The sequence below is a fragment of the Neoroseomonas oryzicola genome (assembly GCF_012163135.1).
Taxonomy (GTDB): domain Bacteria; phylum Pseudomonadota; class Alphaproteobacteria; order Acetobacterales; family Acetobacteraceae; genus Neoroseomonas; species Neoroseomonas oryzicola.
In genome coordinates this window covers 80555-101042 of sequence record NZ_JAAVUP010000002.1, presented here as the reverse complement: position 1 = coordinate 101042, position 20488 = coordinate 80555, and the positions used below count along the sequence as shown (strand labels likewise).

The following is a 20488-nucleotide window of genomic DNA, read 5'->3' as shown; positions in this document are numbered from 1 at the left end:
GGGGCGCGTCGGGGGCTTTCGGTCGATGAGTGGAACGGACGGGCGCATCGCCCTTGTGTGCACCTGCGAAGACACGATGCGCCTCGACGAGAAGGCCATCGCGCGCGGCTGCGGTGCCGAGCTGCGGACCGGCGAGCAGCTCTGCATGGCGCAGCTCGACCGTTTCCTCACGGCGCTCGCGACCGGGCGACCGCTGACCGTCGCCTGCACGGCCCAGGCGCCGCTCTTCGCGCAGGAGGCCGAGGCGGCGCAGGTGCCGGTGCCGACCTTCGTCAACATCCGCGAGCACGCCGGCTGGTCCACCGAGGGCCGCAACGCCGGCGCGAAGATGGCCGCGCTGATCGCGGCCGCCGCCGAACCGATGCCCGCGACGCCGCTGGTGCCGCTCGAGAGCAACGGCGTCACGCTGGTGCTCGGCCGCGATGCCTTGGCGCTCGAGGCCGCTTCCCGGTTGCAGGACCGGCTCGACCTGACCGTGCTGCTGACCGGCGCGGAGGAGGTCACGCCACCCCGCGCCGTGCCCTTCCCGGTGATGAAGGGTCGTGCGCGCGCCGCGACCGGTTGGCTCGGCGCCTTCGAGGTGACGGTAGATGGCGCCGCCATGCCGCGCCCCTCCTCCCGCGCGCGCTTCGACTGGGGGCCAGGCAAGGATGGCGCGGTCAGCCGCGCCGACATCGTGCTCGATCTCACGGGCAACGCGCCGCTATTCCCGACGCATGAGGTGCGGCAGGGCTACCTGCGCGCCGACCCGGCCGATGCCGCGGCGGTGGAACACGCCATCGCGCAGGCCGGCGATCTGGTCGGCACCTTCGACAAGCCGCGCTTCATCACCTTCGAGGGCAGCCTCTGCGCCCATGCGCGCAACAAGCGGAACGGCTGCACGCGCTGCATCGACCTCTGCCCGACCGGCGCCATCACCCCGGGCACCGGGCCGCTCAAGGACCAGGTGGTCATCAGCGCGGAGATCTGCGCCGGCTGCGGCGCCTGCGCCGCGGTCTGCCCGACCGGCGCGGCGACCTACACCCTGCCCCCGGCGCAGGCGCTGGCGCGGCGCATCCGCACCCTGCTGCTCGCCTATCGCGAGGCGGGCGGCGAGGCCCCCGCCCTGCTGCTGCACGACGAGGCGCAGGGCGAGCCGCTGCTCGACGCACTGGCCCGCCATGGCGACGGCCTGCCCGCCCGCGTGCTGCCGCTGAAGGTGAACGAGCCGACCGCGCTCGACCTGTCGCTGATCGCCGGCGCCTTCGCCTGGGGCGCTTCCGTGATCCGCGTGCTGCTGCCCGCGAGGCGCAAGCACGGCGCGGAGGGGCTGCTGCGCAACATCGACTATGCTAACGCCGCGTTGGCCGGCCTCGGCCTCGGCCATGCGGGCCCGCGCGCGGCGGCGATCGAGACCGACGATCCCTTCTCGCTCGGCGAGGCGCTCACCGCCATGCCCCGCGCGCCCTTCGCCTTCGCACCGTCCACCCACCAGGCGATCGGCACGCCGCGGGAGATGGCGCTGCAGGCCTTCCGCGCCCTGCGCGCGGCGGCGAAGGCGCCGGCCGAGACCGTGCCGATGCCGGCCCTCGCCCCCTTCGGCGTGGCGAAGGTCGCGACGGAGGGCTGCACGCTCTGCCTCGCCTGCACGAGCGTCTGCCCGACCTCGGCCTTCTCGGCCAACCCCGAGACGCCGCAGCTCCGCTTCCTCGAGGATGCCTGCGTGCAGTGCGGCCTGTGCGCCGCGACCTGCCCGGAGAAGGTCATCAGCCTGGAGCCGCGGCTGAGCTTCGCCGAGGCCGCCACTGTCCCGCAGGTGGTGAAGGAGGAAGAGCCCGCCGCCTGCGCCCGCTGCGGCAAGCTGTTCGGCACCAAGGCCTCGATCGCGCGGGTAAAGGCGAAGCTCTCGGCGCACTGGATGTTCGCCGATCCGGCGCGCCAGGCGCTGCTCGACCTCTGCGAGGATTGCCGCGTCGCCGAGGCGACCTCGGGCGGCATCGATCCCTATGCGGGCCCGGAGCGGCCGGTCACCAAGACCACCGAGGACTACCTGCGGGAGGCGGAGCGGGCAAAGCGGGACAAGTCCTAGGCGGCGGCGACTTGATGCGCGTCAATACGGCGCGCCGCCCGCAGCGGGCATTGTCGCGGCGCAGGAAACGTCCGGGCGCCCGCAGCAATGACCGATACCGTCGTCTACCTCCTCGCGCTGTATGCGGAGTACTTCTCGATCCGGATTGCGCTCGCGGTGCTCGCGACCGCCTTCTGGATCCTTGTCGTGTCGGTCGCCTACCTCTCATCCGCGCGGGAGGTCGAGGGCATCACGCCAGGCTTCAAGGGCCTGCTCTTCGTCTTCGTGGCGCTGCAGAGCATGACGCCGATCCGCGCCACGCTCGACCTCTTCCTCGCGCTGCGCGGGCCCGACGGGAATCCGGAATCGTGGCTCTTCGGCGTGCGGGGCGACTTCCCGCTCGCGAGCGGCGCGCTGACGGGGCTGGTGACGATCGACCTGCTCGTCGCCCTCGTCTCCTTCGCGACCATGATGCGCCGGTCGCGGCGGTTCCCCGGGATCTTCGAGGTCCATTTCTACTACTACATCAGCTACAACCTGCTCGCGATCCCGCTGGTCGCGGCGATCATGAACCTCGTCTACGACGCCGAGGTGCCGGTGGCGCACGTCTTCGTCCACCTGCTGGACTACGCGCCCGAATGGGGGGCGATCCTCGTGGTCGGCGGCCTCTCCCTAGCCTACCTGACCAAGTCGCGCCGCGCGGACATCACCTTCGTCCGATAGGCAGGGCGAGCGTCAGCCCACGAAGGCCTGGGTCCGCACCAGCCGCGCGTAGAGGCCGTCGAGCGCCATGAGCTCGGCATGGGTGCCCTGCTCGACCGCGCGGCCGTTCTCCATCACCACGATCCGGTCCGCGTCGCGCACCGTCGCGAGGCGATGCGCGATGACGAGGGTGGTGCGGCCGGCGCGAAGCCGGGCCAGCGCCTGCTGGACCAGCGCCTCGTTCTCGGCATCGAGCGCGCTCGTCGCCTCGTCCAGCAGCAGGATGCGGGGGTTGCGCAGCAGCGCGCGGGCCAGCGCGATGCGCTGCCGCTGCCCGCCCGACAGCCGCGACCCGCCGGGGCCGAGCACCGTGTCGTAGCCGTTCTGCAGCGCCGCGATGAAGTCGTGCGCGGCGGCGGCGCGGGCGGCGTCCTCGACCTCGGCGCGCGTCGCCCCGGCATGGCCGGCGGCGATGTTGGCGTGCGCCGTGTCGTCGAAGATCACCGCATCCTGGCCGACATAGGCGATGGCGTCGCGCAGCGAGGCGAGCGTCACCGTCCGCACATCCGCCCCGTCGATGGCGATGTGCCCCTCCGTCACGTCATAGAGCCGCGGCACCAGCGCGATCGCCGTCGACTTGCCCGCGCCCGAGGGCCCGACCAGCGCGACCGTCTGGCCCGGTTGCGCGGCGAAGGTGAGGCCCGCCAGCGCCGCATCCGGAACGCCGTCATAGGTGAAGCCGACGCCCTCGAAGGCGATCTGGCCATGGCCTTCGGGCAGCGGGGCGGCGCCAGGCGCGTCGAGGATGCGGCGCGGTTCGTCCATCACGCCAAAGACGCGATTGAGGCCGGCGAGCCCTTCCTGCAGCGCCGCGTTCAACGACCCCAGCGCGCGCACGGGGCGCGAGGCGATCAGCAGCGCGGCCACGAAGCCGGTGAACTCGCCGAGCGTGCCCGCGCCGGTCGAGACGCGCCAGCCGACGAAGACCAGCACGGCGGCGACGGCGAAGCCGCCCAGCGCCTCGAGCATCGGGTCGAGCGACGCCCGGGTGCGGGCGATGTGATAGAGGCTCTCGCGCAGCCTTGCGAAAAGCCCGGCGGCGCGGGCTTCCTCCGCCTGTTCGAGCCGATAGGCGCGGACCACGCGCGCGGCGCCGAAGGATTCGGTCAGGGCGGCCGCGGCCTCCCCCACCCGTTCCTGCATGCCACCCGACGCACGGCGGATGCGCTTGCCGAGCTTGAGGATCGGCACCACCGCGATCGGGTAGAGCAGTGCCGCGACCAGCGACATCTGCCAGTCGAGATAGACCATCGATGCCACCAGCCCGACGACCGTCAGCACGTCGGCAAGGGCATTGATCGACTTGGTCAGCGCCTCGCGGATCAGGGCGGCGTCGGTGGTGAAGCGGGCGGCATGGCGGGCCGGCGCCTCGCGCGCCACCACGGCGAGGTCGGCGCGGGTGAGCGCGCGGAACAGGTCGTTCTGCACCGCCTCGATCACCCGCAGCACGACGGACTGGATGGCGACCGCCTGGCCGAACTGCGCGAGCGCCTTCAGCGCCGTCACCACGACGATGACGATCGGGATGGCCCAGAGCAGGTCTTCCCGCCCCGCGGTGAACAGGTCGAAGGATTGCTGGATGACCACCGGATACAGCGCGGTCATCGCCGCCACCGCGACGGTGCAGACCAGCGCGACGGCGATCCCCTTCCGGTGATGGCCGACATAGGCCGACCAGAGGCGGCGGAGCAGGGCGCGGGTGGTGGTGTCGAGGGCAGCGGCCATGGGGCGGCGGCATAGCCCGGAATGGCGGGGGGCGGTATCCGCCCGACCCGCGAACCGTCACATCAACGGGCTTGCGGGGGCCGGAAATCCTGTGCTAGTTCTTGTTTCGTTCCGGTGAACGCGGCGGGACCGGTCCCCCACTCATCCCCCGAGTGAGGTCCCGCCGCTCCCTCCGCCGATGCGGCGGGCGAGTTCGGCGAGGGCTTCGTCGCGCGTCGACCGGCAGCCTCCTTCGATCCACCACGCACGCAAATCCCCGAGCACGCGGCCGATCGCCGGCCCCGGCGCAGCGCCGAGCGCCAGCGCATCGCGGCCCTGCAGCGGGAAGCGTGGCCAGTCCGCCGCGGCAATGCGCGCGCGCAGCGGGGTCCGGTCGCGCCCGTCCCGCGCCTCGGCCAGCCAGGCCTCGCGCTGGACGTCCTCGGGCGCGACGCCTTCCCGGCGGGCGAGGAAGATCCGGAGGGCATCGCCGTCGACATCGGGTTCGGGCCGCGGCAGGGGCGCCACGCCCATGAGCCAGGTCAGCGCATCGGCCTCCGCGCCTGACAGGTGCAGGCGGGACCGAAGGCGCGCGGCGCGGCTGGCCTCGCCGTCCGGGATCAGGGCCGCGAGACGCAGCAGCGGGTCGGCCGGTGCCTGGGCCGCGACCAGCCGCCGCAGCGCCTCGAGCCCCTCCGCCTCCGGCAGCACCGCCGCCAGCACGCCGGTCTCCGCCATCAGCGCCACCGTCGCCACCGGATCCGGCACCATCAGGATCCGCTTCAGTTCCATCCACACCCGCTCGGCCGACAGCCGCGCGAGCCCCGGCACCGCGCGGCGGATCGCCGCGATCGCCGGCGCATCGGGCGCGCCCAGGCCGTAGCGCGCCTGGAAGCGAAAGAAGCGCAAGGCGCGGAGGTAATCCTCGGCGAGGCGCGTATCGGGGTCGCCGACGAAGCGCACCGTGCCGGCCGCGAGGTCCGCCCGCCCCGTGAAGTAGTCGTAGAGCGACCCGTCCGGCGCCAGCGACATGGCGTTGATGGTGAAGTCGCGCCGCGCCGCGTCCTCGCGCCAGTCGGTGGTCCATTCGACCTGGGCGTGGCGCCCGTCGGTGAGGACGTCGCGGCGCAGCGCCGTGACCTCGACCGGGACGTGGTCCTTCACCGCCGTGACGGTGCCGTGCGACAGGCCGGTTTCGAAGACCTTGAGGCCCGCTTCGCGCAGGCGGGCGGCGATCTCCTCGGGCGGCAGGGGTGCGGCGACGTCAACATCGGCGGAGGGCCGGCCGGCAAGCGCGTCGCGCACGCAGCCGCCGACGGCGCGGGCGCCCGGCAGCGTGGCGAGGACGGCGGCGACGGCCGGCGTGTCGAGGAAGCCTGGCCGGGGAATGCGTTCGGCCGGGGCGTCGCTCACCGGCGCGGTTCCGCGTGGCCGGGTTCGACGCGGTCCCCTTCCAGGTGGGCGGGGACGTAGGCCTCCCCGGGGGCCATGCTGCGGGAGGATCCGTACCAGAAGGCCCCCGCCAGCATGAGCACCACACCTGTCCCCGACAGCACCAGGAGGATGGTGCTGGGTTCCGTAGACGGGTTCATCCGTCGCCAGACCCCGTAGGCGGCGAAGGGTGCGAGGAACAGGAGCAGCTCGACGAGATAGGGCACGCGCCAGGATCACCCGCCCTGCCCCGGAAGGGAAGAAACCCCCGCCTCAGCCCCCCTGTTCCAAAGAAGGTTGAGGGGGGTTCCGGGGGGAGAAGTTCCCTTCTCCCCCCCGCCGCTCCTTCGGCGCGCCCGCGCCTACTCCGCCCTGATGCCGAGTTGCTCGATCACCGGCCGGAAGGTCGCCCAGTCGCGCCGCAGCCGCGCGGCGAAGGCATCGGGTCCGCTGACGCCGCCGACCGCCATGCCGATATTGGCGAAGCGGTCGCGCAGGTCCTGCGCCGCAAAGCCGGCCGTAATCTCGGCGGCGAGGCGATCGATGATCGGCTGCGGCGTGCCGGTCTGCACCATCACGGAGGCCCAGGAATCGACGTGGTAGTCCGCCGGCCCGCCGGCCTGCGCGATCGGCGGCACGCCGGGCACGAGCGGCGAGGGGCGCGATGTCGTCACCGCGAGGGCCCGCAACTGCCCCGCCGCGATGAGCCGCCCCGCCGCCGCCGGCGTGTCGAAGCCGAAATCCACTTGGCCCCCGAGCAGTGCGGCCAGCGCCGGCCCGCTGCCCTGGAAGGGCACGTGCAGCGCGTCGAGCCCCGTCCTGGCCAGGAACAGCGCCGTGACCAGGTGCTGCGCCCCCGCGACGCCCGAGGAATTGTGCGTGTAGTGGCCGGGCCTGGCCTTGAGCATGTCCATCAGGCCCTTGAGGTCGCGCGCCGGTGACTCGGGCTTCACCAGCACGATGAAGGGCGCCTCGCCGAACAGCGCGACGGGGGCGAGTTCCTTCTCGACGTCATAGGGCGGGCGGCTGACCAACGGTCCGAAGGTGATCGGGCCGAGCGAACCGGCAAGAAGCGTGTAGCCGTCCGGCGTGCCCTTCGCGACGAGGTTGGTGCCGATCTGCCCGCCGGCACCGGGACGGTTGTCCGGCACCACCGGCTGGCCGAGCCGTTCGGTCAGCATCTGGGAGACCAGGCGCCCCGCGACATCGGTCTGCTGCCCCGGCGGCCAGGGGATCACCATGCGCAGCGGCCGGTTCGGCCAGGGGCCCTGCTGGGCTGTGGCGATGCCCGGCGCGGCAAGTGCCAGCACCGGCGCGGCGACGAGGGCGCGGCGTCGGATCATGGGTCTCTCCCGGATGTTGTCTCCCGCTGCGCAGCCTGCCCGGCGCGGCCCCGCCGCGTCCAGGCGTCTTGAGAGGCGGCCGGGCCGCGGCCATGGTGGCCGCCGACACGCCAGGACACGCCGCGCATGACCGATACGCCCATCGCCCTCGCCCGCTGGGGGTCCTTCCACGTTGGCGGGCGGGAAGTGCGGGTCGCGGGCGAACCGGTGCGGGAGGTGCTCTTCACCCCCGGCAGCGCGCCGGCGGTGCTCGACCCGAACGGCACCTACCTGGTGGGCGGGATGTATGCGCAGGTCATGGTCCCCGCGCCGCGCCGCGGGACGGTGCCGCTGATGCTCTGGCATGGCGGCGGGCTGACCGGCGCCTGCTGGGAAACCACGCCCGACGGACGCGAGGGCTGGCAGCATTTCTTCCTTCGCCGCGGCTGGGAGGTGGTGGTCTCGGACGCGGTGGAGCGCGGCCGCTCCGGCTGGATGCGCATCCCGGAGGAGACCGGCGGCATCCCGGTGACGCTGACCGTCGAGAACCCCTGGGAGCGCTTCCGCATCGGCACCGGCACGCCCCAGGACGGCGCACTGCTGCCGGGCAACCTCTTCCCCGGCGATCCCGAATCTTGGGCCAACTTCATCCGCCAGACCGTGCCGCGCTTCACCTCGACGGATGCGCTGACGCTCGAGGCCTATGGCGCGCTGCTCGGCCGCGCCGGGCCGGCCGCGGTGGTCGCGCACAGCCAGGGCGGTTTCTTCGCCTGGCGCGCGGCGCAGGAATGGCCCGACAGGGTGCGGGCGCTGGTGCTGGTGGAACCGGCCTCGACCGGCCTAGCCAAAAAGGTCGCCGCGCTGCGCGACATACCCGTGCTGATGCTCTACGGCGACTACATCGAGGGCGACCCCCGCTGGCCGGCGATCCGCGCGCGCGGCATCGCCTTCGCCGACCAGGTCCGCGCCGCGGGCGGCAACGTGGAGGTGGTCGACCTGCCCGCGCAGGGCATCCGCGGCAACAGCCACATGATCATGATGGATCGCAACGGGGACGAGGTCGCGGCCCTGGTGCAGGACTGGCTGGCCGCGCGGGGCCTCTGGCGGTAACGCGCCCGACTGGTGCCTTTCCGTTAATTCACCCGCGCTGCATCATCCCGACAAGCACGGCCGGCCTATTGTCCCCTTCATAAGAAATAACGAAGGGAGGACTCGCCGCCATGCTCAGACGCCACCTGCTCGCCGGCGCGGCGGCCGGCCTCGCGGCCCGGCCGGCGCTCGCGGAACTCGCCGGGCTCGATCCCAGGTTGCCGGACGGAACGCGCGATGTCGCGCGCCTCGGGACGCTGCCGGGCAAGGGGCCGCTCATCCAGCTCAGCGACCGCCCGCCGAATTACGAGGCGCCGCTCGATGCCTTCCGCACCGCCATCACCCCGAACGACCGATTCTTCGTGCGCTATCACCTCGCGCTCATCCCCGACATGGACAAGTTGCGCGACTGGAAGCTCGAGATCGGCGGCGACGGCGCGGAGCGCAGCGTCACCTTCACCCTCGCCCAGCTGCAACGCGACTTCCCCCACGCCGAGGTGACCGCGGTCTGCCAGTGCTCCGGCAACCGGCGCGGGCTGTTCCAGCCGCATGTCGCGGGCGTCGAATGGGGCGTCGGGGCCATGGGCAATGCCCGCTGGACCGGCGTGCGGCTGCGCGACGTGCTGGCACGCGCCGGGGTGAAGCAGTCTGCGATCGAGGTCGCCTTCAACGGCGCGGATTCCGGTATCGTCCAGGAGACGCCCGACTTCGTGAAGTCCATCCCGCTCGGCAAGGCGATGCATCCGGACACGCTGCTCGCCTGGGGCATGAACGGCCAGCCGCTGCCGCACTACAACGGCTTCCCGGTGCGCGTCGTCGTGCCCGGCTGGACCGCGACCTATTGGATGAAGCACGTGAACGCCATCACGCTGCTCACCAAGCCCGAGGACGGCTTCTGGATGAAGGCGGCCTACCGGGTGCCGAAGGGCCTGTTCCCCACGGATCTTCCCTTCGCCTCGCAGGTCACGGCGGCGAATGAGCCGATCACCCAGATCATGGTGAACTCGCTCGTCACCAACCTCCGCGACGGCGAGCGCGTCCGCGCCGCCGGCTTCGAGGTACAGGGCATCGCCTGGGACGGCGGGCACGGCATCCGCACGGTCGAGGTCTCGAGCGATGGCGGCACATCCTGGCGCGCGGCGACGCTCGGCGAGAACCTCGGCGTCTACGCCTTCCGCCCGTGGCACATGCGCGTCGTGCCGGGCCATGCCGGACCGGTGCGTCTCATGGTTCGCGCGACGAGCAATGCGGGCCAGGCCCAGGCGACGCAATTGGTGCCGAACCCGGCCGGCTACCACCACAACGTCATCCAGACCCTGGAGGTCACCGCGGCATGACACGCAACACGATCCGTCGCGCCGCGCCGCTCGCGCTCGGGCTGGCGCTCGTCGCGGGCAGCGCGATGGCCGAGGATGTCGAGCTCCGCCCTGGCGCGGGGCGCGAGCTGGTCGAGCAGAACTGCAACTCCTGCCACACCTCGGCCTATGTCCAGATGAACTCGGCCTTCCTCAACGAGGCCGGCTGGACGGCCGAGGTCAACAAGATGGTCAACGTCTTCCACGCACCGGTGCCGCCCGAGGACATCCCGCGCATCATCGCCTACCTCACCGCGCAATACGGAGCGCGGTGAGGCAAAGCCGCTATTCCGCCGCCGCCGGCTTCGGTGCGAGGCCGGCGGTGAGCACCGGCCAGCGCGCGCAGGCAAAGAGGAAGCCCGCCATCATCGCATAGGCGAGTGCCACCCCCGGCGTGACGGCGAAGCCCACCGCCGGGCCGTGCATGAAGCCGAAGAAGGTCAGGAAGGCGCCCGCACCGGCGAAGGCTGCCGCGTTGATCCAGTCGCGCTCGATCACGAAGGCGGCGATGGCGGCGAGGATGAGGCCCGAGAGGATCGCGCCCTCCCCCAGCACCTCGAGCCCCGGATAGAGCACGCCGAGCGTCGCGAGCTTGTCCACCCCGACCGCCGCCGCGTTGGTGCCCGCCGCGCCGAGCGCCCCGTCGATCAGCGTCTTGGCCCAGGCGGCGAGGTGCGGCACCAGGCCCAGCACGACGGCCGGCGCATGCGATTTCGGCGTCTCCTGGAAGGCCTGCGCGCCGATCAGCATGCCGATGTAGAGCAGGATGGGCGAGATCGCGACGACCGGGATCAGGTCGAGCAGCAGCGACACCACGCCGAGCCAGGTCACCACCAGCACCGCGAGCCCCGTCGCGGCCGAATAGCCGATCCGGCCGCCCATCGCCTTCCAGCCGGGATGGCCGATGTAGACCGCGTTGATGAAGGGGTTGCCCATCAGGCAGCCGATCAGGCTGACGACGCCATCCGCCGTCAGCACGCGCGTGGTGGGGAAGGCATCGCCCGCAGCTTCCGCGCTCTCGACATTGTCCATCGCTTCCACGAGGTCGTAGATGCCGAAGGGAATGGCGGTGACGAGGATGATGCCGAGATACTCGAAGCCGCCGAAGACGTGGCCCACCGCAGGCAGCGGCACCGAGAAGCCGATGTTCGACAGCCCGTTCACCAACGCATCCACGCTGCGCCCGCCGGTGCCGAGGCCGAACAGGGCGGCGAGCCAGCCCACCGCCATGCCGAAGGCGATCGCCACCAGCCCCGCCGGCGTGCCGCGCGGATAGCGCAGCCCACCGAACCAGGATGCCAGCACGATCGCGAAGCAGGCGAGGCCGATCGCCGGCGTCATGAACATCTCGAGCGCCGGGCGCATGGAGATGAAGGTGATCGACACGCCGGCGAGCGTGCCGAGCAGCGCCGCGCGCGGCGTGATGCGCCGGATGTAGGGGGCGACAAAGCCGCCCGCCATCAGGATGAAGGACTGGATGAAGACCCAGGTGAGGCCCGCCTCCCACCCCTTGATCGGATCGCCCGTGCGCTGCGCGATCGGCAGCATGATCACCAGCACGACGACGAACATGTGCGGGACCGAGATGCCCGAGGGCAGCGCGCAGACATCGTCGCGCCCCGTCCGCGCCGCCAGGCGATAGGCAAGGAACGCGTAGTACCAGGTGGACAGCGCCATCATCAGCCCGGCGGCGGGCAGGATGCGGCCGAAGACGATCTCGGGCGGGATCTGCAGCACGAAGCGCAGCAGCCCGGTCAGCACCAGCAGGTTGACCAGGATGTTGGTGCCGAAGCCGAACAGCGCGTTCCAGTCGCCCGGAGTCCAGAGCGCGGGCTTCGCGGTCGTGGTCGTCATGCCCTCTCTCCCTGCAAGGCGGCGCCGAGCCGCGCGGTGTCGGTGACCCAGCCGAAGATCCCGCCCTGCGCGCTGACCATGCGCAGCGCCATGGCGTGGAATTCCGGGAAGTAGGAGGCGCAGGCATCGGCGAGGACGGCGCAGCGGAAGCCGCGGTCATTCGCCTCGCGCAGGGTGGTGTGGACGCAGACCTCGGTGGTGACGCCGGCGATCAGCAGCGCGTCGATGCCGCGGTGGCGCAACATCGGTTCGAGCTCCGTCGCGTAGAAGGCGCCCTTGCCGGGCTTGTCGATCACCGGTTCGCCCGGCAGCGGGGCGAGGTCCGCGACGATCTCGTGCCCCGGCTCGCCGCGCACCAGGATGCGGCCCATCGGCCCGGGATCGCCGATGCGCCTCGACGGCGCGCTGCGCTGCACCTTGGCCGGCGGCGCGTCCGAGAGGTCCGCCCGATGGCCTTCGCGGGTGTGGATCACCAGCATCCCCGCGGCGCGGGCGGCGTCGAGCGCGGCGCGGCAGGGCCCGATCGCGGCGGCGAGCAGCGAGACATCGTTGCCCAGCGCTTCCCCGAAGCCGCCGGGCTCGAGGAAGTCGCGCTGCATGTCGATGACGATCAGCGCCGCGCGCGCAGGATCGAAGGCGAAATCGAAGGGCTCGGCGGGAATGGCGATCGGCATGCGGCGCGCCCTCGCGACGGGATCGCGCGGCGGTCATGCAAGCGCCGTGCAAGCTGTATGCGCCGCTGCATCCAAGGGCAGGACGCGCTGCACTGCATCAATTCGGCGCAATCACGGAATGAGATGCCGCATTGCGCAGCGTCTGCCGGAGAAGCGCCGCCCCTGCCGACGTCCCGGCCAAAGGCCCAGGGTGCTCGGGAATCCCGCCCTGGGTTCCACGGGCCTTCCGGCTCTGGGCGGGGTCGAAGGGGAGGCCCCTTCGTTGGCCTACCGCGGCGCCGCCGCGCGCCCGAGACGATCGTTGATCGCCTCCCCAAGCCCCTTCATCGGCACCGCCATCACGGCGATCCGCGCGAGCCCCAGCCGCTGCCCCTCGGCATCCAGCCAGCGCAGCCCGGCGAAGAGCCGCGCCGCTGCCTCGCGCAGGTCGCGCGTCTCGGACAGTTGCCACACGGCACCCGCGCCCGGCAGCGGCGGACCGAAAGCCAGCAGCGCCTCATCCGCCGCGACGGCCGTCGCCCCCAGCCGCACCGGCAGGGACGGCGCGTAGTGCGACAGCATCATCCCCGGCGAGCGCAGCGTGCGCGTCGCCTCGGCCGCCGCGACCGGCAGCGGGCGCGCGACGGGGCCGATCACCGCCTCGATCTGCTCCGCCGTGACGCCGCCGGGGCGCAGCAGCGCCGCGCCGCCGCTCGCGAGGTGCAGCACGGTGCTCTCCACGCCGACCTCGCAGGCCCCCCCGTCCAGCACGGCGGCGATGCGCCCGCCGAGGCCGTCCAGCACATGCTGCGCCGTGGTCGGGCTGACCTGGCCGGACCGGTTCGCCGAAGGCCCCGCCACCGGCACCGCCGCCGCGCGCAGCAGCGCGAGTGCGACCTTATGCGCCGGCACCCGCACCGCCAGCGTGTCGAGCCCCGCCCCGGCCAGCAGGTCCACACGGCAATCCGGCCGGCGCGGGAGCACCAGCGTCAGCGGCCCCGGCCAGAAGCGGTCGGCCAGCGCCAGCGCGCGGTCGTCCACCAGCACTTCCGCGAAGGCCGCCTCGGCGTCGGGGAAATGGCAGATCAGCGGGTTGAAGTGCGGCCGGCCCTTGGCCTCGAAGACCGCGGCGACGGCCCGCCCGTTCCGCGCATCGGCGCCGAGGCCGTAGACCGTCTCGGTCGGGAAGGCGACGAGCTCGCCCGCGCGCAGCAGCGCCGCCGCCTCATCCACCTCCGCTGCCGACAGGACCCGCGTCACGGTCCACGACCCTGGGTTGTAATACCCGTCACGGCGCCAACCGGTTCGAAATCGGAATCATTATCCCTGCCGGCATCGCGCGGGGAGGCGGCCCGCCGGCGATGGGCCCGACGGCGATGGTCGCCGTCGGCGCGAAACCCTGAGGAGGCATGTCGTGGAAGTCTCTCATTTCGAGTTGATCTTCAAGCCTCAGTCGCCGTCGGCACCGAGCGGCGTGGCGGCGGTGGACCGCGTGATCCAGGGCTATTTCCTGGCCATCACCAACCTCGAGGACAAGGAGTACCGGTACCGCCTGGAATTCGTCGCGACGCCGCCGCCGTCCGGCACGCCGAACGGCGAATTCCGCAGCCTGGCGGGCAACGCGCTCGTCTTCGTCGACAATCCGGGCGCGGACAACCAGCAGGGCGTGCTGAACGGCACGCTGACGGATTCCGTGTTCCGGCCGAGCACCGGCCTCGTCCGCATCGCGCCACGATCGACCGCGCTGGTCGCGGTGCTGCCGAGCGCCTTCGGCCCCGTCCCGGGGGATCCGACGCCGCTGACGGCCCCGAACTTCGAGGTGCGAGGCTATGTGCGGATCTTCCTGCCGGCGCTGCGACCCTCCTTCGGGTCGGGGCAGAACCCCTTCGTCTCGGTGGCCCAGTCGAACGCGCCGGTGCGCGTGCTGCTGACGCCGCAGAACCGGTCGACCTACCTGACCGCTGCTGGCGTCATTTCCGACCAGACCCAGGCGAGCCTGCCGCTCGCCGGCGGCAATGCGATCGCGTCCCTGCCGCCCGAACCGGGCGGGCCGATCATCCTCTCGCCCTTCCCGACGGTGACGTCGCGCCTCGATCTCGGGCGTTTCTTCGAGGCGATGCCCGACCTGGATCCGTCCGACCTGATCGCCGCGCTGCTCGGGCAGCTCGACACCGGGAAGACCGATTTCGCGGCCTACAACCGCGCGCTGGCGGACGCCGGCATCCATGTCACGCTCGATCGCCGCAAGGCGAAGGCGTGATGCAGGCTGGCGGCGGCGCAGGTCGCGCCGCCGCTTCAGCCGCCGGTGCAGACGAAGCCCGGATTCTCCCAGCGCGGCTTGCGGTAGGTGAGCGGCCCACCGCCCTCGAGCAGGCGGATCGTGCCGCCCGCGGCCTCGAGCACGGCGTGGGGGGCGGCGCTGTCCCATTCCATGGTGCGCCCGAAGCGCGGGTAGAGATCGGCGCTGCCCTCCGCCACCCGGCAGAACTTCTCGGCCGAGCCGATGTTGACGATCCGCGCGACCTTCCGCCCCGCGAGGAAGCGGCCCAGGCGCGGGTCGTCCTGGTAGTGGTGGCTGCCCATGACCGTGACGCCCTCGGCCGGCACCGCGCGCACCGAGATCGCCCGCGTGCCGCCCGCATCGCGCTTGAAGGCCCCGGCGCCGACCCGGCCCCAGAAGACTTCCCCCGTCGCCGGGATCGCGACGGCGCCCAGCACCGCGCGCCCGTCCTCCACCAGCCCGACATTCACGGTGAAATTATCGCGACCGGCAGCGAATTCCCGCGTGCCGTCCAGCGGGTCGACCAGCCAGAAGCGGTGCCCCGGCTCGGCGGGCGCGGTGCCGGCCTCGATCTCCTCCTCGGCGATGACGGGAATGCCGGGGGCGGCGGCGCGCAGGCCCTCGACGATCAGGGCCTCGGCGATGTGGTCGGCCTCGGTCACCGGGGTGCGGTCGGTCTTGCGGTCCACCGCGAAGCCCGCGGCGCGCACGGCATTGATGGCCGCCGCCGCCTGGTCGGCCAGGCGGACGGCGAGCGCGAGCAGGGCGTCGTCATCCATGCGCGGGGTGTGGCCCCGCCCGGCCCCTGCGGCAAGCCCCGCCCCTGGCCGCGGGCCCGGCCGATGCCTAATGTGACAGGCTGAACACGCCCCCCGCCCGGAGTTCCCATGCCCGACATCGCCTTCGTCAAGCCTGCCCTGCCGCGTGCCGGCGCCCTGGTCCTGCCGGTGACGGAGGACGCGCCGCTCATGGGCCTCGCGAAGCAGGCCGACGAGGCGACCGGGGGCGCCATCTCCCGCGGGCTCGAGGCGGCGCGCTTCAAGGGCCGCAAGGGCCAGAGCGCGGTGCTGTGGGCGCCCGGCGCCGGCCTCGCCAAGGTGGTCGCGATCGGCCTCGGCAAGGATCCCGCCGCGGCGGCCGCCGAGGCCGCGGGCGGGGCGGTCGCCGGCCCGATCGCCCAGGAGCGCGAGGCCGTGGTCGCCGCCGACGGCCTGACCCCCGCGCTCGCCGCCGCCTTCGCCATGGGGGTGGCGCTGCGGTCCTACCGCTTCGACCGCTACCGCACGACCGAGAAGCCCGAGGACAAGCCGAAGCTCGAGCGCCTGGCCGTCGCGACCTCGGACGTCGCCAAGGCCAAGGCTGCCTTCGCGCCGCTGCAGGCGATCGCCGACGGCGTGTTCCTGACCCGCGACCTGGTCAGCGAGCCGCCCAACGTGCTGACGCCCGCCGAATGCGCCGACCGCTGCAAGGCGCTCGAGAAGCTCGGCGTCGGCGTCGAGATCCTCGGACCCAAGGAGATGAAGAAGCTCGGCTTCGGCGCGCTGCTCGGCGTCGCGCAGGGCAGCGCGCAGGAACCGCGCATGGTCGTCATGACCTGGAACGGCGCGCCCAAGGGCAAGAAGGCCGGCAAGCCGCTCGCCTTCATCGGCAAGGGCGTGACCTTCGACACCGGCGGCATCTCCATCAAGCCGGCGGCGGGCATGGAGGACATGAAGTGGGACATGGCCGGCGCCGGCACGGTGATCGGCCTGATGGCCGCGCTGGCCGGCCGCAAGGCCAAGGCCGACGTGGTCGGCATCGTCGGCCTGGTGGAGAACATGCCCTCCGGCACCGCGCAGCGCCCGGGCGACGTGGTCACCACCGCCTCGGGCCAGACGGTCGAGGTCATCAACACCGACGCGGAAGGGCGCCTCGTCCTCGCCGACGTCATCCACTACTGCATCGAAAAGTTCGACCCCCTGTTCATGGTCGACCTCGCGACGCTGACGGGCGCGATCATCATCGCCCTCGGCCACGAGCATGCGGGCCTGTTCAGCAACGACGACACGCTGGCCCAGCGCATCGAGGCCGCGGGCAAGCAGGTGGGCGAGGCGTGCTGGCGCATGCCGCTCGGCGAGGCCTACGACAAGCAGATCAAGTCCGACATCGCCGACATGAAGAATGTCGGCGGGCGGCCGGGCGGGTCGATCACCGCGGCGCAGTTCATCCAGCGCTTCGTGCAGGGCAGGCCCTGGGCGCATCTCGACATCGCCGGCACGGCCTGGAGCGGCAAGGACCTGCCGACCGCGCCCAAGGGTGCCACGGCCTACGGCGTGCGGCTGCTCGACCGCCTGGTCGCCGAGCACTACGAGGGCTGAGCGCGCCGGCGTGATCGCCGTCCGCTTCACCCGCGGCGCGCCGGGCGCCGAAGCCGCCTGCATCCTGCCCGTCGCGGAGGGTGCGGCGGTGCCGCGCGCGCTCGCGGCGGCAGCGAAGGCGGCGCGCTTCACGGGCGAGGCGGGCGAGGTGCTCGACCTGCCCGGCGCGCCCCGGCGGCTGCTGCCGGGCATCGGCAAGGACCAGGCGCCGCTCGCCTTCGAGAAGGCGGGCGCGGCCGCGGCGCTCGCCGCGGGCGAGCTCACGGAGATCGCGCTCGATGCACGCGGCCTGACGCCGGCCGAGGCCGCCGCGACGGCGGCCGGCGTCGCCCTCGCCGCCTGGCGCTTCGACGCGCTCAGGACCGCCGCGCCGCCGAAGCACCCGCGCCGCCTGACCGTCCACGCGCCGCAGCCGGATGCGGCCGAGGCCGCCTTCGCGGAGCTCGCCCCCGGCGTCGCCGGTTGCCTGATGGCCCGCGACCTGATCGTCGAGCCGGCCAACCGCCTGACCACCAAGACCTTCGCGAAGCGGCTCGAGGCGCTGGAGGCGGAAGGCCTCGAGGTCGAGATCCACGGCCGCGGCTGGCTCGAACGCCACGGCTTCGGCGCGCTGCTCGCGGTCGGCGGGGCGAGCGCCTCCCCGCCGCGCCTTGCCGTGCTGCGCTGGCGCGGCGTGCTGCCGGTCCCACCCGTCGCCCTCGTCGGCAAGGGCATCGTCTTCGACACCGGTGGCGTGTCCATCAAGGGCGCGGAGGGGATGGAGGAGATGCGCGCCGATATGGCGGGTGCGGCCGCCTGCGTCGGCGCGATGGTGGCCATCGCGCGGCGGAAGTCGCCAGCGCCCGTCGTCGCGGTGCTCGCCATCGCCGAGAACGCGACCGGCGCCCGGTCCTACCGCCCCGGGGACGTGATCCGCACCGCGTCGCGCCGCACGGTCGAGGTGATCGACACGGATGCCGAGGGCCGCATGGTCCTCGCCGACGCGCTGCACCATGCGACGCATCGCTTCCGTCCGCGCGCGGTGATCGACCTCGCGACGCTGACGGGGGCGGCGATCACCGCGCTCGGCCACCACCGCGCGGCGATCTTCGGCACCGATGCGGCGCTGATGGCCGCGGCGGCGGCGGCGGGCGAAGCGGTCGGCGAGCCGCTCTGGCCCATGCCGATCGGGGACCGCCACCGCGAGGACCTCGTCTCCGACATCGCCGACCTCAAGCAATGCGCGACGGGGGACGAGGCGAGCAGCCTGCTGCCCGATGCCTGCCATGCCGCCGCCTTCCTGCGGGAGTTCGTGGGCGAGGTTCCCTGGGCGCATCTCGACATCGCGGGGGTGATGACGGCTGAAGAACCTCATGCGCTGGGGCCCGCCGGTCCGATAGGCTTCGGGGCGCGGCTGCTCGACCGCCTGGTCGCCCTGCGCTTCGAGGAGGAGCCATAGCAGTGGCCGCGCTCGTCGCGAGTTCCGCGGTCGAAGCAGTCGTACGTGCGACGCTGGCCGCGCGCGGGTATCGAGTATCCGAGCCGCGACGCAACGGCGAGACCGGCGTGGACATCGAAGCGGTGCTTCAGGGCGAGCGCATCTTCATCGAAGCCATTGCCTTCAAGTCGTCGCCCCCAGCGCGCGCCAAGGACTTCTATGAGGCATTCTTTCGAGCTGCGTCCCGAGCCGATGACGCTGGAGCAAGGCTGGTCATCGCCCTGCCGTCCAGATTTGGTCGCGGACTGCGGCAGCGCGCCGCTGCGATAGGGCGTGCTTGGCCTCGCATCGGGGCCGCCTTCCCTGAACTCGAAATCTGGCTCGTCGATACCGAAGCGTCGGCGGTCAGAGAGTTTCGATGGAACGACTGGTGCGAGCCCGATTTTCAGCCATGACCGAGATCGGCTTCTACCACCTCACCCGCACGAAATTGGACCAGGCGTTGCCCCGGCTGCTCGGCCGCGCGCTGGCGACCGGCGGGCGCGCCTTCGTGCTCTGCGGCGAAGCGGAGCGCGCCAAGGCGCTCGACGCCGCGCTGTGGACCGCGACGGAGCCGGACTGGCTGCCGCACGGGATGGCCGGCGGAGAGAATGACCCGCTGCAGCCCATCCTGTTGTCCACCGCCGACACCGCGCCGGGCAACGGCGCGCGCTTCCTGTTCCTGGTGGATGGCGCGGACAGCGCGCGGCTTGGCGACTACGACCGCGTGCTCGACCTGTTCGACGGGTCGGACGAGGCCGCCGTGGCCGCCGCCCGCCGCCGCTGGGCGGCCGCCAAGGCCGCCGGACACGCCCTGACCTATTGGCAGCAGGGCGCGTCGGGATGGGAAAAGAAGGGCTGAGCTTCAGCCCTGCAGCCGGATACCGGTGATCTCCACCATCCGGCGCCAGCGCTCCACCTCCTCGCGCTGGAAGGCGGCGAAGGCATCGGCCGGCATCGGCGCGGCGACGAAGCCCTGGGACGTCAGGCGCTCGCGCATCGCGGGATCCGCCAGGATGCGCATCAGCGCGTCCGACAGGCGCGTGACGATCGTCGCATCGGTGCGTGCCGGCGCCCACAGGCCGAACCAGGCATCGACCGCAAGGTCCTGCGCGCCCTGCTCGGCGAAGGTCGGCACGTCGGGCGTTTCCGGCAGCCGCGCGGGGGATCCGACGCCGAGGGCCCGCAGCCGCCCTTCCCGTACGAGTTGCACCACCTGCGGCCAGGTGGAGACGAAGAAGTCCACCGTGCCGGAGACCGTGTCCGTCGTCGCCTGCGCGCCGCCGCGATACGGAACGTGGGTTGCGTCCATGCCTTCGCGCTTCACGAAGGTCTCGGCGATGACGTGGCTCGCGGACCCCGCACCCGAGGACGCATAGGTCACCCGCCCGCCGTTCTTCCCCTTGGCTGCGAGCTCGGCGAGCGTCCGCGCCCCGTTCATCGGCACCACCAGCGCATGGTGCACCGCGGCGAGCCGCGCGATGGGCGCGAAATCCGCCACCGGATCGAAGGGCAGCGAGGGCAGCATCGCCGCATTCGCCGCATGGGTCTGGTTGTTGCCGAGCGAGAGCGTCGTCCCGTCCGGCGCGGCCTGCGCCACCGCCTGGGTGCCGACGACGGCCGCGCCACCCGGCCGGTTGTCCACCACGAAGGTGCTGCCGGCAAAGGCCTCCTGCAGCGCGGCCGCGAGCGTCCGCGCCAGCACGTCGGTCGACCCGCCCGGCGGGTAGGCCACAACGACGCGCACCGGCCGCGACGGCCAGGCCTGCGCCCCGGCGACGGCGGGGGCGGCGAGAATCGGGGTCGCGAGCAGCGCGCGGCGGCGGATCATGGCGGTCTCCTCCCGGCGGCGCGGGGGCGCCGGCCATGGCGTTCCTCTGGCCGATCCTGCGCCGCCGGTCCAGCCCGCCTGACACGCCGGTGTCACGCAAGCTTTCGTTGTTTTCGGCCGCGGCCGGGCGCTAGCCTTCGATCACTGCGTCAGGTGAAGGAGGGGCGTGATGGCAAGCATCGAACCGCCCCGGCCGGCCTTCGAGGCCGCCCGGATCGCACCACCGGAGAAAGGTCCGGTGCAGGAACCGCCGACCGGCCGCGCGCTGTGGCCCACCTTCATGCGGCGGACGCTGGAGGACGAACAGGTCCGCGCCGCCGCGCAGCAGGCACGGCGGGCTGGCTGA

20 protein-coding genes are annotated in these 20488 nt (G+C 72.6%); 11 read left to right on the top strand and 9 right to left on the bottom strand.

All coding sequences use genetic code 11. The features are described 5' to 3' along the window. Positions 1-25: 25 nt before the first annotated feature. The gene (locus GWK15_RS06945) at positions 26-2068 is read left to right on the top strand and encodes a 4Fe-4S dicluster domain-containing protein (protein ID WP_168040509.1); all 2043 of its coding nucleotides are present in this window, start codon (positions 26-28) and stop codon (positions 2066-2068) included. Between the two features lie 87 nt (positions 2069-2155). Continuing rightward, on the top strand, positions 2156-2770 hold the full coding sequence (locus GWK15_RS06940; protein ID WP_168040508.1) for a hypothetical protein: 615 nt from the start codon (positions 2156-2158) through the stop codon (positions 2768-2770). 12 nt (positions 2771-2782) lie between these two features. On the opposite strand, the gene GWK15_RS06935 is transcribed toward GWK15_RS06940, so the two are convergent. The 4 genes from GWK15_RS06935 to GWK15_RS06920 form a co-directional block, all read right to left on the bottom strand. Continuing rightward, positions 2783-4534 (bottom strand): ABC transporter ATP-binding protein, encoded by a 1752-nt coding sequence (locus GWK15_RS06935; RefSeq protein WP_168040506.1) that lies wholly within the window; start codon positions 4532-4534, stop codon positions 2783-2785. 141 nt (positions 4535-4675) lie between these two features. Then, complete coding sequence (locus GWK15_RS06930) at positions 4676-5926, bottom strand: CCA tRNA nucleotidyltransferase (RefSeq protein WP_211844061.1); 1251 nt, start codon at positions 5924-5926, stop codon at positions 4676-4678. Beyond that, a complete protein-coding gene (locus tag GWK15_RS06925) occupies positions 5923-6171 on the bottom strand; it encodes a DUF6111 family protein (protein WP_168040504.1) in 249 nt (82 codons plus the stop codon). Before GWK15_RS06925 ends, GWK15_RS06930 begins: the two co-directional genes overlap by 4 nt. Positions 6172-6306: 135 nt before the next feature. Further along, positions 6307-7287, bottom strand: coding sequence for a Bug family tripartite tricarboxylate transporter substrate binding protein (locus GWK15_RS06920; RefSeq protein WP_168040502.1), 981 nt, complete (start codon positions 7285-7287; stop codon positions 6307-6309). A gap of 126 nt (positions 7288-7413) precedes the next feature. Here GWK15_RS06920 and GWK15_RS06915 point away from each other — a divergent pair, with 126 nt between their 5' ends. The 3 genes from GWK15_RS06915 to GWK15_RS06905 all read left to right on the top strand — a co-directional run bounded on the left by GWK15_RS06915 (position 7414) and on the right by GWK15_RS06905 (position 9985). Further along, on the top strand, positions 7414-8376 hold the full coding sequence (locus tag GWK15_RS06915; protein WP_209442082.1) for an alpha/beta fold hydrolase: 963 nt from the start codon (positions 7414-7416) through the stop codon (positions 8374-8376). Positions 8377-8486: 110 nt separating this feature from the next. Next, positions 8487-9692 (top strand): molybdopterin-dependent oxidoreductase, encoded by a 1206-nt coding sequence (locus GWK15_RS06910; protein WP_168040500.1) that lies wholly within the window; start codon positions 8487-8489, stop codon positions 9690-9692. Next, a complete protein-coding gene (locus GWK15_RS06905; RefSeq protein WP_209442081.1) occupies positions 9689-9985 on the top strand; it encodes a c-type cytochrome in 297 nt (98 codons plus the stop codon). Before GWK15_RS06910 ends, GWK15_RS06905 begins: the two co-directional genes overlap by 4 nt. Before the next feature lie 10 nt (positions 9986-9995). On the opposite strand, the gene GWK15_RS06900 is transcribed toward GWK15_RS06905, so the two are convergent. From GWK15_RS06900 to GWK15_RS06890, 3 genes are all read right to left on the bottom strand, one after another. After that, the gene (locus GWK15_RS06900; protein WP_168040498.1) at positions 9996-11564 is read right to left on the bottom strand and encodes a regulator; all 1569 of its coding nucleotides are present in this window, start codon (positions 11562-11564) and stop codon (positions 9996-9998) included. Next, positions 11561-12238: a cysteine hydrolase family protein gene (locus GWK15_RS06895; protein WP_168040496.1), complete on the bottom strand. Its 678-nt coding sequence runs from the start codon at positions 12236-12238 to the stop codon at positions 11561-11563. The genes GWK15_RS06900 and GWK15_RS06895 overlap by 4 nt, the downstream gene beginning before the upstream one ends. A gap of 267 nt (positions 12239-12505) precedes the next feature. Next, positions 12506-13477 carry an L-threonylcarbamoyladenylate synthase gene (locus GWK15_RS06890; protein WP_168040494.1) on the bottom strand — a complete coding sequence of 324 codons (972 nt, stop codon included), beginning with the start codon at positions 13475-13477 and terminating at the stop codon, positions 12506-12508. Between the two features lie 154 nt (positions 13478-13631). Here GWK15_RS06890 and GWK15_RS06885 point away from each other — a divergent pair, with 154 nt between their 5' ends. Beyond that, entirely contained in the window at positions 13632-14477 is an 846-nt protein-coding gene (locus GWK15_RS06885) for a hypothetical protein (protein ID WP_168040492.1), read from the top strand. Between the two features lie 35 nt (positions 14478-14512). Here the strand turns inward: GWK15_RS06885 and cysQ are convergent, their stop codons facing one another. Beyond that, the gene (gene cysQ, locus GWK15_RS06880) at positions 14513-15277 is read right to left on the bottom strand and encodes a 3'(2'),5'-bisphosphate nucleotidase CysQ (protein ID WP_168040490.1); all 765 of its coding nucleotides are present in this window, start codon (positions 15275-15277) and stop codon (positions 14513-14515) included. A 108-nt stretch (positions 15278-15385) separates the two neighbouring features. On the opposite strand from cysQ, the gene GWK15_RS06875 reads away from it, so the two are divergent. Genes GWK15_RS06875 through GWK15_RS06860 form a run of 4 tightly spaced genes read left to right on the top strand, consistent with a single transcriptional unit; the run spans position 15386 to position 19173 of the window. Next, positions 15386-16855, top strand: a complete 1470-nt coding sequence (locus GWK15_RS06875; protein ID WP_168040487.1) for a leucyl aminopeptidase — start codon at positions 15386-15388, stop codon at positions 16853-16855. A 10-nt stretch (positions 16856-16865) separates the two neighbouring features. Beyond that, the gene (locus GWK15_RS06870) at positions 16866-18293 is read left to right on the top strand and encodes a M17 family peptidase N-terminal domain-containing protein (RefSeq protein ID WP_168040485.1); all 1428 of its coding nucleotides are present in this window, start codon (positions 16866-16868) and stop codon (positions 18291-18293) included. A gap of 2 nt (positions 18294-18295) precedes the next feature. Next, entirely contained in the window at positions 18296-18727 is a 432-nt protein-coding gene (locus GWK15_RS06865; RefSeq protein ID WP_168040483.1) for a hypothetical protein, read from the top strand. Then, positions 18724-19173, top strand: coding sequence for a DNA polymerase III subunit chi (locus GWK15_RS06860; protein ID WP_168040481.1), 450 nt, complete (start codon positions 18724-18726; stop codon positions 19171-19173). The genes GWK15_RS06865 and GWK15_RS06860 overlap by 4 nt, the downstream gene beginning before the upstream one ends. 3 nt (positions 19174-19176) lie before the next feature. Here GWK15_RS06860 and GWK15_RS06855 read toward each other — a convergent pair whose 3' ends face one another. Then, positions 19177-20142: a Bug family tripartite tricarboxylate transporter substrate binding protein gene (locus GWK15_RS06855; protein ID WP_168040479.1), complete on the bottom strand. Its 966-nt coding sequence runs from the start codon at positions 20140-20142 to the stop codon at positions 19177-19179. 169 nt (positions 20143-20311) lie between these two features. Here GWK15_RS06855 and GWK15_RS06850 point away from each other — a divergent pair, with 169 nt between their 5' ends. Further along, a complete protein-coding gene (locus GWK15_RS06850; RefSeq protein ID WP_168040477.1) occupies positions 20312-20488 on the top strand; it encodes a hypothetical protein in 177 nt (58 codons plus the stop codon).